Origin of the sequence: Stutzerimonas tarimensis (assembly GCF_042648805.1) — a bacterium.
Classification (GTDB): Bacteria; Pseudomonadota; Gammaproteobacteria; order Pseudomonadales; family Pseudomonadaceae; genus Azomonas; species Azomonas tarimensis.
In genome coordinates, this window is record NZ_JBHRXZ010000024.1 from 40,601 (window position 1) to 56,191 (window position 15,591).

Annotated in this window: 17 protein-coding genes; 6 read left to right on the forward strand and 11 right to left on the reverse strand. The window is 61.7% G+C overall.

What is annotated here, in order from left to right; translation table 11 throughout:
• Positions 1–19: 19 nt before the first annotated feature.
• Positions 20–1,366, reverse strand: coding sequence for an MFS transporter (locus ACFOMF_RS13970; protein WP_386365931.1), 1,347 nt, complete (start codon positions 1,364–1,366; stop codon positions 20–22).
• A 73-nt stretch (positions 1,367–1,439) separates the two neighbouring features.
• Positions 1,440–2,729 carry a salicylate 1-monooxygenase gene (salA, locus tag ACFOMF_RS13975; protein WP_386365933.1) on the reverse strand — a complete coding sequence of 430 codons (1,290 nt, stop codon included), beginning with the start codon at positions 2,727–2,729 and terminating at the stop codon, positions 1,440–1,442.
• 265 nt (positions 2,730–2,994) lie between these two features.
• Here salA and dusA point away from each other — a divergent pair, with 265 nt between their 5' ends.
• Positions 2,995–3,981: a tRNA dihydrouridine(20/20a) synthase DusA gene (dusA, locus tag ACFOMF_RS13980; RefSeq protein ID WP_386365936.1), complete on the forward strand. Its 987-nt coding sequence runs from the start codon at positions 2,995–2,997 to the stop codon at positions 3,979–3,981.
• A gap of 117 nt (positions 3,982–4,098) precedes the next feature.
• Positions 4,099–5,025, forward strand: coding sequence for a transaldolase (gene tal / locus ACFOMF_RS13985; protein WP_386365939.1), 927 nt, complete (start codon positions 4,099–4,101; stop codon positions 5,023–5,025).
• Here the strand turns inward: tal and rssC are convergent, their stop codons facing one another.
• Entirely contained in the window at positions 5,026–5,508 is a 483-nt protein-coding gene (gene rssC / locus ACFOMF_RS13990; protein WP_386365941.1) for an anti-sigma factor antagonist RssC, read from the reverse strand.
• A complete protein-coding gene (rssB, locus tag ACFOMF_RS13995) occupies positions 5,505–6,689 on the reverse strand; it encodes a two-component system response regulator RssB (RefSeq protein ID WP_386365943.1) in 1,185 nt (394 codons plus the stop codon). Before rssB ends, rssC begins: the two co-directional genes overlap by 4 nt.
• Before the next feature lie 176 nt (positions 6,690–6,865).
• Between rssB and ACFOMF_RS14000 the strand changes: the two genes are divergently transcribed.
• A complete protein-coding gene (locus tag ACFOMF_RS14000; protein WP_386366844.1) occupies positions 6,866–7,165 on the forward strand; it encodes a PilZ domain-containing protein in 300 nt (99 codons plus the stop codon).
• A gap of 15 nt (positions 7,166–7,180) precedes the next feature.
• Here ACFOMF_RS14000 and ACFOMF_RS14005 read toward each other — a convergent pair whose 3' ends face one another.
• Positions 7,181–7,831: an MlaA family lipoprotein gene (locus ACFOMF_RS14005; RefSeq protein ID WP_386365945.1), complete on the reverse strand. Its 651-nt coding sequence runs from the start codon at positions 7,829–7,831 to the stop codon at positions 7,181–7,183.
• Positions 7,832–8,036: 205 nt separating this feature from the next.
• Here ACFOMF_RS14005 and ACFOMF_RS14010 point away from each other — a divergent pair, with 205 nt between their 5' ends.
• Positions 8,037–8,306, forward strand: a complete 270-nt coding sequence (locus ACFOMF_RS14010; RefSeq protein WP_386365947.1) for a DUF4404 family protein — start codon at positions 8,037–8,039, stop codon at positions 8,304–8,306.
• 14 nt (positions 8,307–8,320) lie between these two features.
• On the opposite strand, the gene queF is transcribed toward ACFOMF_RS14010, so the two are convergent.
• From queF to ACFOMF_RS14025, 3 genes are read right to left on the reverse strand one after another with little or no spacing between them, the layout of a single operon-like run.
• Entirely contained in the window at positions 8,321–9,151 is an 831-nt protein-coding gene (queF, locus tag ACFOMF_RS14015) for an NADPH-dependent 7-cyano-7-deazaguanine reductase QueF (RefSeq protein ID WP_386365949.1), read from the reverse strand.
• A 60-nt stretch (positions 9,152–9,211) separates the two neighbouring features.
• A complete protein-coding gene (locus ACFOMF_RS14020) occupies positions 9,212–9,991 on the reverse strand; it encodes an ABC transporter permease (RefSeq protein ID WP_386365950.1) in 780 nt (259 codons plus the stop codon).
• Positions 9,988–10,920, reverse strand: coding sequence for an ABC transporter ATP-binding protein (locus tag ACFOMF_RS14025; protein WP_386365951.1), 933 nt, complete (start codon positions 10,918–10,920; stop codon positions 9,988–9,990). The genes ACFOMF_RS14020 and ACFOMF_RS14025 overlap by 4 nt, the downstream gene beginning before the upstream one ends.
• A gap of 281 nt (positions 10,921–11,201) precedes the next feature.
• On the opposite strand from ACFOMF_RS14025, the gene ACFOMF_RS14030 reads away from it, so the two are divergent.
• Positions 11,202–11,615, forward strand: coding sequence for a PA2817 family protein (locus ACFOMF_RS14030; protein ID WP_386365953.1), 414 nt, complete (start codon positions 11,202–11,204; stop codon positions 11,613–11,615).
• Between the two features lie 63 nt (positions 11,616–11,678).
• Positions 11,679–12,674 carry a tripartite tricarboxylate transporter substrate binding protein gene (locus ACFOMF_RS14035; protein ID WP_386365954.1) on the forward strand — a complete coding sequence of 332 codons (996 nt, stop codon included), beginning with the start codon at positions 11,679–11,681 and terminating at the stop codon, positions 12,672–12,674.
• A gap of 145 nt (positions 12,675–12,819) precedes the next feature.
• Here the strand turns inward: ACFOMF_RS14035 and pcaC are convergent, their stop codons facing one another.
• From pcaC to ACFOMF_RS14050, 3 genes are all read right to left on the reverse strand, one after another.
• Complete coding sequence (gene pcaC, locus ACFOMF_RS14040) at positions 12,820–13,218, reverse strand: 4-carboxymuconolactone decarboxylase (protein WP_386365955.1); 399 nt, start codon at positions 13,216–13,218, stop codon at positions 12,820–12,822.
• 137 nt (positions 13,219–13,355) lie between these two features.
• Positions 13,356–14,144, reverse strand: a complete 789-nt coding sequence (pcaD, locus tag ACFOMF_RS14045; RefSeq protein ID WP_386365958.1) for a 3-oxoadipate enol-lactonase — start codon at positions 14,142–14,144, stop codon at positions 13,356–13,358.
• A gap of 8 nt (positions 14,145–14,152) precedes the next feature.
• On the reverse strand, positions 14,153–15,514 hold the full coding sequence (locus ACFOMF_RS14050; protein ID WP_386365960.1) for a 3-carboxy-cis,cis-muconate cycloisomerase: 1,362 nt from the start codon (positions 15,512–15,514) through the stop codon (positions 14,153–14,155).
• Positions 15,515–15,591 lie beyond the last annotated feature (77 nt).

Genomic DNA, 15,591 nt, shown 5'->3' on the forward strand with positions numbered 1-15,591 from the left:
AGAAGCGAGCGATGGCCGATCAGCCGGAAGTCGACTCCATGGGTTTCACGCCCGGTGTTAGAAGCTGAACCGGGCGGTGCCAGATGAACATGAGAATGGCGGCGGCACCCACCAGCCCCGGTAGCGCGAAGGCCAGAAAGCTCGCCTGGAGCGGCATCTGCGCGGCGTGTAGCGCACCGCCCAGCAACGGGCCGATGATGGCGCCGATGCGGCCGATTCCCATGGCCCAACCCAGGCCAGTGGAGCGGATATGCGCGGGGTAGAATTGCACAGCGCAGGCATTGGCAAGAATCTGCGTACCGATAGTGCAGGCCCCGGCCACACCGATCAGCAGATAGAGCACCGGCAGCGGTGATTTCAGCGCCAGCAGACTCAGCGACAGTGCACCGGTGACAAAGAACCCCAGCAGCACACGGCCCAGGCCTATGCGGTCTCCCAGCCAGCCACCGCCAATCGCCCCGAAGATGGCACCGAAGTTCAATACCAGCAGGAACGCCAGGCTGGAATTGAGGCCGTAGCCGGCGGTGTTCATAAGCTTGGGCAGCCAGGAACTCAGGGCGTAGACCATCAACAGGCAGCAGAAGAAAGCCACCCAGAGCATCACCGTATTCAGTGCGCGGCCATCCTCGAACAGCTGCGAAATGGCTACCTTGTTTGCCTGACCCGTCGCCCGGTTGAGGCGGTCGTTGGAGCTGGGCACGTAATCCGGCGCGGCCTTGGCCAGCAGGACCTTGGCGCGCTCGACCTCCCCCTGGCGCAGTAGGAAGTTCAGCGACTCCGGCAACTGGCGCACCAGAAACGGCAGCAGCACAAGCGGAATCACCGCCACGAAGAACACCGATGACCAGCCCCAGTTGGGCATCATCGCCATGCCCAATCCGGCGGAGAGCATGCCTCCCACCGAATAACCGCTGAACATGATCGCCACCAGGGTGCTGCGGATTTTCTTCGGCGCGTACTCGTTCATCAGCGCCACCACATTGGGCATGACCCCGCCGATACCCAGTCCGGCCAGGAAGCGGCAGATGGCGAACTCCTCGGGCGTGCGCGCGAATCCATTGATCGCGGTGAAGCCGCTGAACATGATCACGCAGGTCATGATGGTCTTGCGCCGCCCGATCCGATCCGACAGCGGTCCGAAGAACAGCGCACCCAGCATCATGCCCACCAGCGCACAGCTGCCGAGCAGACCGGCCTGCAGCGCAGAAAGGTCCCAGGCTTGCATCAACGACGGTAGCACCACACCGTAGATGACCAGGTCATAGCCGTCGAAAATAATGATCAGGGCGCACCAGAACAGCACGCGTCCGTGGAAAGCGTTGAAACGGGCCCCGTCAAGCAAGGCGGAAACGTCGATATCACGCATGGCATGGCTCTTCTTGTCATTGTTATAGAGCCGGAACCGGCATCGTGGCCGATTCCGGTAGAACGACGCGCAATCAGGCGCAGTGGCTCAGGACCGACCAGCCGAGCCGAGCGCGGGCGTCACGCACGTCGGCCTCGAGGTCATGGTTCCACAACCAGTCGAAGCGGCTAGCCAGGGTAGATCCCAGCGCCTGTTGGTCATCACCGACTTGCGGGTCGCGCAACTCGTAGAGCTCACCGGCTTCTCGGGAAGTACGCTGCACGCGGCAGGCGCGTGGACGGCGCAAGGCATCATAGCCAGCGAGCAGTTCATCCAGGTTTTTGCGGCTCACCTGAGCATCGCCCAGCAGGCGGGCAAGGAAGTAAGCGTCTTCGAGCCCCTGCCCCGCTCCAGCGCCTTGGTGCGGCAGCATGGCGTGGGCCGCATCGCCGATCAGCGCCACCCGGCCGTGGACATAACCGGGTAGTTCGGCCAGATCGTGCAGGGCCCAGTAGGTTGGCGAAGGAATGCATTCGAGCAGGATTCGCGCGGCATCGCCCCAACCGGCAAAGGCGTCGAGCATTTCACGCTGGCTGGCCTCACGAACCCAGGGCGAATTCTCCGGCCAGGAGGGCTTGGGCTGACTGCGATCAGATACGAAGGCCACCACGTTGATGATGCGGCCCTGCTTCACTGGGAAGGTGAGGATGTGGCTATCCAGTCCCAGGTACATCTGCGGCACGTCCACCAAATGCTCGTCGACGCCCGCGGCGCGGTAGGCCTCGCGCAGTTGCAGACTATCGATCATCCCACGGAAGGCGCAGGTACCGCTGAAACGCGGCACAGCGGGAGGGGCTCCGATACCCTCGAGGACATGACCTCGAATAGCCGACTTGATGCCATCGGCGGCAATCAGCAAGTCACCGCGATATTCGCTACCGTCGGTAAAGCGCACGCAGGCTTCATCGCCGTGCTGCTCAACCTCCACGGCGCGCTTGTTGAAACGGGCGATGCCCTTTGGCAGCCGGCTGGCGAGCACATCGAGAAAGTCAGCCCGGTGCACCGAAGACTGGCCCACGCCAGGAGCCACGCTCGCGCCAATGTAACCGGCGTCACCGCTGCGGCGCCATTCGAACCACACGTCCTGCCAGGGCTCGGGGGTCCGATCGGCAACCTGAGCGTAAGGCCCGGCAATGCCAAGACCCGCGATGGCCCGGACAGCGTTAGTACCAAAGGAAACTCCAGCGCCCACTTCACCGAAGGCAGGCGCAGATTCGAAAAGCTGGACGTCCAGATGAGAGTGACGGCACAGATCCAGTGCCAGGGCAACGCCAGAAATACCGCCGCCGATGATCCCGATACGCAACGCAGGCTTTGTGGTCATGTTCGTACTCATTTGATGTTGTTGTTGGAGTAAATCCATCATGGGCGCGCGGGAGACATTGATAAATACAGCAACTCGTATAAGCAGTATTTCCTTCATGAATAGACAGATGATCTTCAACGGCTCAGCTTGACCGCCAGGAAGATAGCGCCCGCTTGGATTTGCAGGCGGGCTCTGCCATTGTGCTTTTTACTAGCCAGTTGTTACGCCAAATGTGCCCATGAAGCCGAATTTGCTACCCAAGGCCTACAAACACGGATCCTAAGTGACTGATTTAAGATGTTTTTCACAAAGGCGCTTCTCCGTCGCGCCGATGATGGACTGGACGGATCGCCACTACCGTTACTTCGCCCGTCTGCTGTCCAGGCGCGCGCTGCTCTACACCGAGATGATCACCACCGGTGCGCTGTTGCATGGCGACGCCGCTCGCTTTCTACGGCATGATGAGGCCGAGCATCCTTTGGCTCTGCAGCTCGGCGGCAGCGTGCCGGCAGAACTGGCCGCCTGCGCTCGGCTGGCCGAACAGGCCGGCTACGATGAGGTGAACCTTAATGTCGGCTGCCCCAGCGACCGCGTACAGAACAACATGATCGGCGCCTGCCTGATGGCGCATCCTGTTCTGGTCGCTGATTGCTTCAAGGCGATGCGTGATGCCGTGGGTATCGAGGTTACCGTCAAGCACCGCATCGGCATCAACGGACGCGAGAGCTACGCTGAACTCCGCGATTTCGTCGGCCAAGTCAGAGATGCAGGCTGCCGCAGTTTCACGGTTCATGCGCGAATCGCCATACTGGAAGGACTATCCCCCAAGGAAAACCGTGAAGTACCGCCGCTGCGTTATGATGTGGCGGCACAGCTGAAGACGGATTTTCCCGAGCTGGAAATCATCCTCAATGGCGGCATTCATGACCTCGACGCCTGCATCGAGCATTTGCAGACCTTTGACGGCGTCATGCTCGGCCGCGCCGCCTATCATGACAGCTACCTGCTCGCCGAAGTGGACCAGCGCCTGTTTGGTGAACAGACGCCCGTGGCGACCCGCAGCCAGGCACTGGCTGCGCTACGTCCGTATATTGCCCGCCACCTGGCCGAAGGCGGTTCAATGCATCACATCACCCGCCATGTGCTGGGGTTGGCCCAGGGCTTTCCTGGTGCCAGGCGTTTCCGCCAGATGCTGTCGGTGGACGTGCACAGGACAACCGAGCCGCTGCAGCTGTTCGACAAGGCAGCGGCGTTACTGGACGGCCGCTGAGCCGACGCGCCCGGAACCCGACCTACCCCACCAGCGTCCAACTTCGTTAGCCTGTGTTATCGCCGTGCGAGCGCCAGGCTAGTAAAGTCATGCCAACTCACAGGACAGAGCACTCCCATGACATCCAAGCTGGAACAACTCAAGCAGTTCACCACCGTGGTGGCCGATACCGGCGATCTGGACGCCATCGCTCGGTTGAAGCCGGTGGACGCCACCACCAACCCTTCCCTGTTGCTGAAAGCCGCCGCACTGCCCGGCTACAGCGAGCATCTGAACCAGGCCATGGCACGCTGTCAGGGTGATATCGGCCTGGCCTGCGACCTGTTTGCCGTAGCGGTCGGCCAGGAAGTGCTCAAGCTCATTCCCGGACGAATTTCCACCGAGGTGGATGCGCGGCTGTCATTTGACACCGGCGCCACCCTGGAACGCGCCGAGCGACTGATTGGCCTGTACGAGCAGGCCGGCATAGGCCGTGAGCGCGTGCTGATCAAGATCGCCTCGACCTGGGAAGGCATTCGCGCCGCCGAACAGCTGGAAAAAACCGGCGTTCAGACCAACCTGACGCTACTGTTTTCCTTCGCCCAGGCGGCGGCCTGCGCCGATGCCGGCGTGTACCTTATCTCGCCCTTCGTCGGCCGTATCTATGACTGGTACAAGAAGCACGAAGGCCGCGATTTCGTCGGTGCCGAAGACCCAGGCGTGCAGTCGGTCACCCGTATATACGACTACTACAAGGCCAACGGCTACGACACCGTGGTGATGGGCGCGAGCTTCCGCAATCTGGGAGAGATCGAGGCACTGGCCGGCTGCGACCGGCTTACCATCAGCCCGGAGCTGTTGAGCAAGCTGGACGAAGAGCAGGGCCTCCTGGCGCGGCGGTTGAAGCCAGGCAATCCAGGTGAACCCAAGGTGGCAATCAGCGAAAGCGGTTTCCGCTGGGCACTCAACGAAGATCCGATGGCTACGGAAAAGCTCGCCGAAGGTATCCGTCAGTTCGCACGCGACCAGGAAAAACTCGAAGCCCAGCTCAAGGCGCTGGGTTGATCAGGAGCGCTCCAGGGCGCTCACCAGATCCCGAAAGGCTTCACGGTTGGACTCATTGAGGCTCATCAGTATCTGGTGCGCTTCGATGACCTTGGCCTTCACCACTTCTTCGGACTGGTCCTGCACCGGCAGGTCGGTCAGGTCATCCTCCTGCGGCAGCGGGCTGTCGACGATATTGAAAACCTGATCGAACCCCATGGACTGCAACAACCGGGTGATATCCGGGTTGGTGGTCACCAGCATGGGCAACAGCCCCACCTTCTCCCGGGAAAGGATCGACAGCTTGGCCAGCAGACCCAGGGTGGTGCTGTCGATACTGCGTGTCTCGGTCAGATCGATCACGATCGAGGAGAAATTCACCGCCGTGAACATCTGCTCGATCGTGCCATCCAGTGCCGAGCAAAGTGTCAGCCGGATCTCGCCGATGAACTTGAGGACAAAGGTCCCATCCCACTCGGCGAACTGGATTTTACCAGTAGTCATTCAAGGTTCCTGCTCAACACCAGCAAGGCAATGTCATCAGGCATCTCGGCCACTCCGTCCAGGCCGAACACCTGGCGCAATCCGTCCAGTTTGCCCTCGGCCTGAGCGACGAGGCCAGGTAGCGCGGACTCTTTGTCTTTGAGCGTGTCACCCGGCAAAAGGTCCAAAATGCCATCTGAAAGCAAGGTCAGGCTGAACGCCTCTGGCAGCACGATCTCGTGGTCCTCATAGACCGCATCCTTGAACAGCCCGACCGGCAACCCCCGCCCCTGGAGATAGCGCGCTCCGCCCTGCTCCATCAGTACAGGCATGGGCAAGTGGCCACCGATACTGTAATGCAGGCAATGGCGCTGAAGGTCGATCACGCCGCCGAGCATCGTCACGTGCTTGCCGAGGTTGCAATTGATCAGCCCACGGTTGATGTGGCTGAGCACTTCAGAGGGTTTGAACTCGGGCAGCGTTCCGTGCCGACGCGACTCATAGAGCAAGCGTGTGGTCATGAACTTGAGCAGCACCGTGACAAAGGCCGAAGAGGCTCCATGGCCCGAGACATCCGCCAGATAGAACGCGATGCGGCGTTCATCCACGCGGAAATAGTCGACGAAGTCTCCGGACAGGTAGAGCGAAGGGATAATCTTGTGCTCGAAGCGGTAGCCATCTGCATGCCAGGGCGTTTCCGGCAGCATATTGAGCTGAACCTGGCGACCCGCATCCTGATCTTCCTGCAACAGATTCAGGCTGGCTTGGAGATCGCGGTTGCTGGCTTCGAGTTCACTGCGATAATGCTGGTTCTCGATGCGCAGGCGGTAGCGATCGAGTGAACGGCGCACCGAATGCTCGAGCACCGCGAGGTCTTCCAGAGGTTTGATAAGGTAGTCGGCCGCGCCCAGTCTCAAGGCTTCGACCGCGTCACTCATGACGCCGGCGCCGGACACCACGACGACCGGAAGGTCGGACTGACGCTCGCCCAGGGTCCGGATCAGCTCAAGTCCGTCCATCTGCGGCATTCGCAGATCGCAAATAACCAGATCGGGACGCTCGGTGTCGAACAGGGCGAGCCCCTGGACCCCGGTCCCCGCCTGAAGCACACGAAAACCGCTGTCTTCAAGATAGGCCGCCAGACTGGCACGGACTTCATCATCGTCGTCTATGATCAGCAGCGTGGCATTATCGTTGGGCATGTTCCTACCAGGCGAATACGCCAGGATGGCGATGGCGCTACCCGTTTGGCGGGCGGCTGGTTACAAGGCGCAGACGGTACTCCCATACGAACAGCGTTTCAAGCGCACCCGCTGGAGGCGTCGATGGTACGCCGCGCATGAACAAGTGGCACAGGCAATTCACCACGGAAGCAGAGATGAGCCAGATAGACCGTAGTTACTCAGAGAAACGCGATTACATCCGCATGCGCGTCGAAACTCCTGGGACGCTGATCCATGGAGCGAAGTCCATCCCGATCATCTGCCTCGACCTTTCGGCGACCGGCATGCAGATCGAAGCGAACGCCAGACTGCAGGTGGGCGACCGGGTAGGCGTCCGGATCGAGTCCGGACACGATAGTCTTAGGGGGCTCGATGCGGAGGCAGAGGTGGTTCGGGTCAGTTCGTTGGACGGTGAGCGCCAATCTATCGGTCTTACGATTCTGTCACTACGCTAGATCGAGCCAGTGACGTCAAAAGTCATCCACCACTTCGCCATCACGAACACGAAACTCGCGATTCTGCAGGTAGGCGTTACGGATGAAGATGTAGCGGTCGCCGCGAATCAGACGCTCGGCCGTCAGCAACTCGGCCCGGCTATCGATCGCGTTGCCGGCCCAGAGTACGTTGCGGGTGGAGGTATCCACGTAAGGATAGACCTGCAGGAAAGTATCCGGGATACGCCCCGCAGCGTCGCGTACCGAGCTTGGCCCCAGGAGCGGCAGCACCAGATAGGGACCGCTGCCCAGGCCCCAGACGCCCAGAGTCTGGCCGAAATCCTCGTCGTTTCGCACAAGCCCCATGCGAGTGGCGACGTCAAAGACGCCCAGCACGCCAAAGGTGGTGTTGAACAGGAACCGACTGGTGTCCACGCCTGCATCGTGAAACTTCCCCTGGAGCAGGTTGTTGGTCAGATTGATCACTTCACCCAGGTTGTTGAACACGTTGCCTACGCCTTGCTGCACCGGCTCCGGGGTCACCCGCTGGTAGCCCTGCGCCAGGGGCTTGAGCGTGTAGGTGTCCAGTGTGTCGTTGAACCGGAAAACGGCTCGATTGAACGGCTCGAAGGGATCGGTATCTGCTTGTACGGCTCCGCTGCCGGCCAGCGCAGCGACCAGCAGCATGCCTTTCACCGGCCATCTATGTCCCAAGCTGCCCATCAGGCTCCTCGCTGTGCCAAGTTGGAAAAAAGAAACGAGTATAAGGCCATCAGGGTCCATTGCAGCAGTACCCGGTCGAATCCCTATGGGAGACAGCCGCGTCCGCCAGCGATATGCTTGTTGCAGGCGCACAGCGCCTGAGCGTATCCGCAACAAGGGAGTTCTCACCATGGCTGCACAAGCATTGCAATTACAGCTTCAGGAGCTGCGCGACCAGCTCGACCAGGGCACGCCGCTGTCCGAAGAGGAACGCGCCTCGCTGCACGCCCTTGCCCAGGAGATCGAGATCCGCCTGGCCAGCGAGCGCACCCAACCTCAGACCGAGGACTCGCTGGTGGACGGCGTGCATCTCGCCGTGGAGCGTTTCGAAGTCTCTCACCCGAACATGGCCATTACCCTTCGCAACATCATGCAAAGCCTCGCCAGCATGGGTATCTGAACGCGTTATATCGCCTACTGGCGCGCCAGGCGAAGGTTGGACGACTCCAGCGGGTGCGTGCTGCGGTACGGGTTGATGTCCAACCCACCGCGTCTCACGTAGCGCGCATATACAGTCAGGCGCTCGGGCTGGAGCCTTTCGCGCAGATCCAGAAAGATCCGCTCGACGCACTGCTCATGAAAGTCGGCATGCTGGCGAAAGCTGATCAGGTAGGCCAGCAGGCTATCCGGTACCAGCGCCGCTCCATGATAGTCCACCACCAGGCTGCCCCAATCCGGCTGCCCGGTGACCGGGCAATTGGACTTGAGCAGGTGGCTGTGCAAACAGGCCTCTACCCGCCGCTCGGGATCGCAGCGCAACAACGAAGCATCCGGTGCCTCATAGGCGCTTACCGTCAGGTCCAGTTCATCGATGCACTGTCCTGGCAACGCCCTCATCTCTTCCCCTTCAACTTCGCCAAGCGTCCGGATGCGTACCGCCACTGGCTTGCCGGCGACATCCGATAGGTCCTGCCGCAAGGTCCTTGCGACCTCGTCGAAATCGCTGAACACGGTCTGGTTGAACGAATTGAGGTAGAGCTTGAAGGATTTGGATTCGATGATCGAAGGCGAATCAGCCGGGATCACAAACTCGCCGATCGCCACCACAGGCTTGCCGGTCGGCAGCAACCAGGACAACTCATAGCAATTCCAGACATCGAATCCCTGGTACGGCAGTGTCTCGGCGGTCAAACCAAGCTCAGCCCATTTTGGCGAGCGCGGGATGGGGAACAGCAGTTCCGGGCTGTACCGATCGAGGTAGGCGCTGGCCTTGCCCAGCGGCGAGAGTTCGGCCGGATGTTGCATCTGATCACCTGAAGAAAAAAGGGGCGCGGAAGTGTAGCCCCTCGCACGCCCCGTTGCAGCCTACTGACGCATGCCACGCCCGCTTTTCAGAAGATGGATGCTCACTCCATAGAGCAGTACCGTCGCCACCAGCATCAGCACCAGCGCCACGCCAATGCTGATGTCCGACACCCCGAGAATGCCATACCGGAAGGCGTTCACCATGTGCAGGATCGGATTGACCAACGACAGCGTCTGCCACGCCGGCGAGAGCAGGTTGATCGAGAAGAACACCCCGCCAAGGTAGGTCAGCGGCGTCAGCACGAAGGTCGGAACGATAGAGATGTCGTCGAAATTTCTCGCAAACACCGCATTGATGAATCCGCCCAGGGAAAAGATCGTCGCGGTCATCAATACCACCAGTACCGTCACCCCAACGTGGTGCACGCTCAGATCCGTAAAGAACAACGACAAAAGGGTCACGATCAGGCCGACGCTCAGCCCCCGGCAGACCCCGCCAGTAACGAAGCCAACCAGAATCACATGCGGTGACATCGGCGAAACCAGCAGCTCCTCGATGGATCGTTGGAATTTGGTACTGAAGAAGCTCGCCACCACGTTGCTGTAGGAGTTAGTGATGACTGTCATCATGATCAGGCCCGGCACGATGTAATCGATGTAGGCGAAGCCATCCATCTCGCCGATGCGATTACCGATCAACTGCCCGAAAATGACGAAGTACAGCACCATCGTGATGCCGGGGGGCAACAGCGTCTGAGGCCAGATACGCATGAACCGGCGCACTTCCCGGTGGACGATGGTCTGCAAGGCGACCAGGTTGGCGGACACTTCGGCTTTCATTTCGACCCCTTGTCGAGGTTCGCTTCCACCAGGGATACGAACAGTTCTTCGAGCCGGTTGGTCTTGTTGCGCAGGCTCAACACCTCGATGCCTTGCTCGTCCAACTGACTGAACAGGGCGTTGACCCCCTGGCTCTTCTCCACCTGTACTTCGAGCGTATGGTCATCGACCAGCGCCGACGGGTAACCGTTCAGCGGCGGAGCGCTCTGCCTGGGCACTTTCAGGTCGAGCAGAAAGGTTTCCACATGCAGCTGCGTCAGCAGATCACGCATGCTGGTGTTCTTCACGATCTGGCCATGATCGATGATGCCGATGTTCCGGCAAAGCTGCTCGGCCTCTTCAAGGTAGTGGGTGGTGAGAATGATGGTGATGCCCTGGCGATTGAGCTCGGTCAGGAAGGTCCACATCGAACGACGCAGTTCGATGTCCACCCCCGCAGTCGGCTCGTCGAGGATCAGCAACCGTGGATGGTGAATCAGCGCGCGGGCGATCATCAGGCGCCGCTTCATGCCGCCCGAGAGCATGCGAGTGGCCTCGTTACGCTTGTCCCAGAGACCCAACTGCTGCAGGTACTGCTCCGCCCTTTCCCGGGCGGTGCGTGCCGGAATGCCGTAGTAGCCCGCCTGCGTGACAAGAATGTCGAATGACTTCTCGAACTGGCTGAAGTTGAACTCCTGCGGTACGACGCCCAGGCACCGTTTGAGGCCGGCCGGATCCCGATCCAGGTCATGTCCGAAGACCTCGACCTTGCCACTGCTCTTGTTGACCAGCGTCGACAGAATCCCGATCGTGGTGGATTTGCCGGCCCCGTTGGGGCCGAGCAAGGCAAAGAAATCGCCCTCGGCGACGTCAAGGTCGATGCCTTTGAGTGCTTGAAAGCCGTTGCGATAGGTCTTGGTAAGTTGTCGGATGGACAAAGCCGAAGTCATGTGAACCCTAATGGCATCAAGTGAAGCGTAAGACGCGGCCGTTCCGGGAAGATTCGGCGCCGCGCCCCTGGCCCGGTCAGACCTCGTCAGGAGCAGCCTACGTAAGGGCGGAATTGGCCAAATACAAGGCAGCGCAACGCTCGCCTGGGACTACGCCCCGACGGGCCGTTGACGCCGGGTAGAACTCATCCCCCCGCTGTCGAGTCAACCAGACAGCGAACTTCAGCCCCTTTCGTGGATGCAGGACTATAATCCTGCCCCGTCATTCTACAGGTAAGAACATGGCCAACCCCTATATCGACTACAACCTGGCGCTGCTGGCCCACCTTCGTGGCATCCTTATCGCCATGGGCGAGTCGGAGCAGGTATCCGAAGAAAGCCACGAAATGTTTGTCGAACGCTTCGACGACCTGCTCATGCGCCTACCCGATGTTCCGGAAGAGCGTCACCTCGGACAGGACCTGATCTGTCAGGTATTTCACCGCTACCCTCAAGTCGCCCACATGGTCCCGCGTGATCTGCTGTGGTTCTTTGGTGGTGATTGCCTGCATTACATGCCCGACGAGGAGATTGCCATCTTTCAGGTGCTCGAAGAGCGCCGTTACGAGGCCGAGCGGAATGACGAGCCGTTCGACTGGAATCGCGAGAAGCAGATACTCAGCCTGTCTGGTCAGGAGCCAGGCGCCGCGCACTGAGGGGGCCAAGTCCTGCGAAAGCAGCCGCGACTCCGGGCTTTGCCCGCAAACCGAGTCAGCGAGATGATCAGGAAACTCATGGCCAGCCTGGCGGTTGCCGGTGCTGGGCTGGCAATGCCCGCACTGGCCCAGTATCCGGAGCGCGATATTCAGGCAGTGGTGCCCTGGGCCGCGGGTGGTGCGACCGATCTGGTCATGCGCCAACTGGTTCCACTGGTGGAAGAAGCGCTCGACCGGCGCTTGATCATCAGCAACCGTACCGGCGGTACTGGTGTCATCGGCAGTACTCACGTCCTGCAACAGACCCCGGACGGCCATACCCTGCTGCTCGCTGCAGAGAACGCGCAACTCTATCCGTTGCTCGGCCTGGCCAATTTCGATTACAGCGATTTCCATACGATCAACATCATTGGCCAGGGCGTCGCGGTTATCGCCGCTCCGGTCAATAGCCCCTACGACAACCTTGAACAACTGCTGGCGGCGGCAAAGGAGAATCCGGACGCCCTGCGCATGGGAGTCACTGGAACCGGAGGCCTTCCCAGCCTGGTGCGGGCCCTGATTGAAACTGTCGATGAGCTCAAGGTTCGCGAGATCACCTTTGCCGGCGATCGCCCGGGGATCGAGGCCATGCTCGCGGGTCATCTCGACTTCATGCCGCTCAGCCTGGTAGCTGGCCGCGATCTGATTCGCCGCGGCAGTCTCAAGGGACTGGCGGTCGTTGCGACGAAGGAAGTCTCCGCGCTACCGGGCGTTGCACCCATCACCGACACGCTGCCTGGCATGGAGAAATACCTACCCTGGGGGCCGTTCTGGGGTGTCTGGGTGCGCAAGGAAGTCCCTGAACATGCCAAGCAGCGCCTCTCTGTGGCCTTCTCCGCAGCGGTGGCTGACGAGCAGTTCCAGGCCTTCCTGGCCGGGATGGGCGCCTACCCGCTGAACCTGACGGGCGACGATGCAAGGCACTATCTGGAGCGCTGGCAATCAGTGACAAGCTGGTCGCTCTACGAGGCGGGTTCCACCCGAGCGTCTCCCGAGAAGCTACGCATCGCTCGTCCCTGACGCAGGGGCTTCGAGAATCCGCATCGCTACCGCAGGAATGCTGGCCTCAGCCACTTGAAGCCAGACTCTCGGTCGAAACGGGTCCTGCAGACACAGGGCGCGCGGGCCCGATCGATGCCGCAGTCCGGGCCGGGCCACCTCGTTTTCAGGACTCGCCAAGGGATTCGACGCCCAGTTCGTCGTACACCTCCTGGGCGAGGTGGAAGGTGGCGTTGGCCGCCGGGATACCGCAGTAGATAGCGCTCTGCAACAACACTTCCTTGATCTCGTCGCGGGTAACGCCGTTGTTCCTCGCCGCACGCAGATGCAGCTTCAGTTCCCCTTCCCGATTCATGCCGATCAGCATGGCAATGGTGATCAGGCTGCGGGCATGCCGGGGCAGTCCCGGCCGGGTCCAGATATCGCCCCAGGCATGGCGGGTGATCATTTCCTGGAACTCGGCGTTGAACTCGTTGATGCTCTTCAGGCTGCGATCCACATGGGCATCGCCGAGCACCGCCCGGCGCACCTGCATGCCGGCTTCGTAGCGGTCTTTCTCGTCCATATCCTGCTCTCTTCGAAAGGTGCTGGAGGCTGAGACTGCGTTGCAGGGTGGCTTCAGCCCACCCACCGCGCAACCCCGCCCAGCCTACAGTTTGGTGATCGTCGGGTTGATCCGCTCGCTCGCCGGGCCCTGGACTCTCAGCTCCGCAGGAAATTCAGTACCTGAAGGGTAAAGGCTTCCCCCGCCTCGACATTGGACAGGTGCGCGGCCTCGAAGGCCACGAGTTCGGCGCCGGCGATGCGCTGCTGCATGAACTCGCCGTGTTCCACGGTGGTAACCGCGTCTTGGCGGCCGCAGACGATCAGGGTCGGTGCAGAAATGCCGGCGATCTGCTCGCGGAAGTCCGCATCGCGTACTGCCGCGCAGTTGGCGGCGTAACCGTCCGGCGAGGTGCTGGCGATCATGCTGGTGATACGGCTGGCGGCGTCAGGTTGTGCCTCGGCGAAGCCCGGGGTAAACCAGCGGGCGATGGAGGCATCGCGCATGTCACGCATGGCCTGCTCCCGGCCACCCTGAACCAGGGCGATACGGTCGTTCCACACCTGGTCGGCGCCGATCTTCGCCCCGGTGTTGCACAGTACCAGCCGCTCCAGGCGAGGTCCTGCATGAATGCCCAGCCACTGGCCGATCAGCCCGCCCATGGACAGCCCGCAGAACGAGAATTTTTCGATCCCCAGCGTATCGAGCATCCCCAGCACGTCGCGGCCGAGTTGCTCGATGCTGTATGGGCCAGGGGTAACGCTGGAATCGCCATGGCCACGGGTGTCGTAGCGCAGCACACGAAACTGCTCGGCGAAGGCCGGAATCTGCTCGTCCCACATGCCCAGGCTGGTGCCCAGGGAGTTGGACAGCACCAGGACCGGCGCGTCGTCGGCGCCGTCGAATCGGTAGTTCAGGCTGGCATCGGCCAGTTGTACGCTCGGCATCGCTGTTCTCACTTGTTCAAGGCATGGTGTTCGGCCAGCGCACGCTCGACCCAGCGGCGCGCCTGGCCCAGATAAAAGGACGGATCCAGTAGGCGATCCAGCTCGGCATCGTTCAGCTCGGCGCGCACCTCGGGTGTGTCGCCCAGCACGCCGCGCAGGTGACGCCCCTGGGCTACCGCCTGCTTGCAGCAGTGTTCGACCAGATGATGAGCCTTTTCGCGGCCGACCCGCTGGGCCAGGGCAATGCTCACCGCCTCGGCCAACACCAGCCCACGGGTCAGCTCCAGGTTGCCGCGCATGCGCTCGGCATCCACCTCCAGCGCCGGCACGGCGATCAGCGCCTGGGCCAACGCCCCGGAAACCAGGCAGCAGAGTTCCGGCAGGCTGTCCCATTCGGCATGCCAGAGGCCGAGGCTGCGCTCGTGCTCCTGGGGCATGGCCGACAGCAGCGTGGCGACCAACCCGGGCGCCCGGGTGGCAGCAGCGATCATCACCGCGGCGCCCACCGGGTTGCGCTTGTGGGGCATGGTGGACGAGCCGCCCTTGCCCGGCGCCGAGGGCTCGAACACCTCGCCCACGTCGGTCTGCATCAACAGCGACAGGTCGCGGCCCAGCTTTCCGAGGCTGCCGGCAATCATCCCTAGCAGGCCGGCGAATTCCACCAGGCGGTCGCGCTGGGTGTGCCAGGGCTGGTCCGGCAGCTGCAGCCCAAGCTCCTCGGCCAGAGCTTCGCAGACCGGCCAGGCGTGCTCGCCCAGCGCCGCCAGCGAACCGGACGCACCGCCGAACTGCAGGCACAACAGGCGCGGCTTGATTTCGTTCAGGCGTTGGCGATGACGTGTGAGAGCGCCCAGCCAGCCGGCGATCTTCATGCCGAGGGTCACCGGGGTGGCGTGCTGCAGCCAGGTTCGGCCGGTCATCGGCGTGCCGGCATGGCGCTCGGCCTGAATGGCCAGGGCGTTGGCCAGCTCAGCGAGATCGGCCTCGATCAGGTCGATGGCCTGGCGCAGTTGCAGCACCAGCCCGGTGTCCATGGCGTCCTGGCTGGTGGCACCCAAGTGAACGTATTTCTCGGCCTCGGCATCCGTGGCAGCGATGCGCTCGCCCAACGCCCTGGCCAGCGGAATGGCCGAATTGCCGGCGGTGGCGATGGCGACGGCCAGGGCGTCGAGGTCATAGCCGTCGGCGTCACAGGCAGCCTCGATAGGCCCCACTGCGGATGACGGGATCAGCCCGCAACGGGCCTCGGCCCGAGCCAGGGCAGCCTCGAAATCCAGCATGCCCTGCACCCGCCCGCGGTCGGAAAACACCTCGCGCATCGGCGCGGCGGTGAAGTAGACATCGAAGAGTCGATTGCTCGGCCGGTTCAAGCCCTGGCTCCTTGTCTGTTGTTCGAGGCTTCAGTGTGTCCAAACGGTGGCCAGAGCGGAACGCCCGCCCGGCAAAA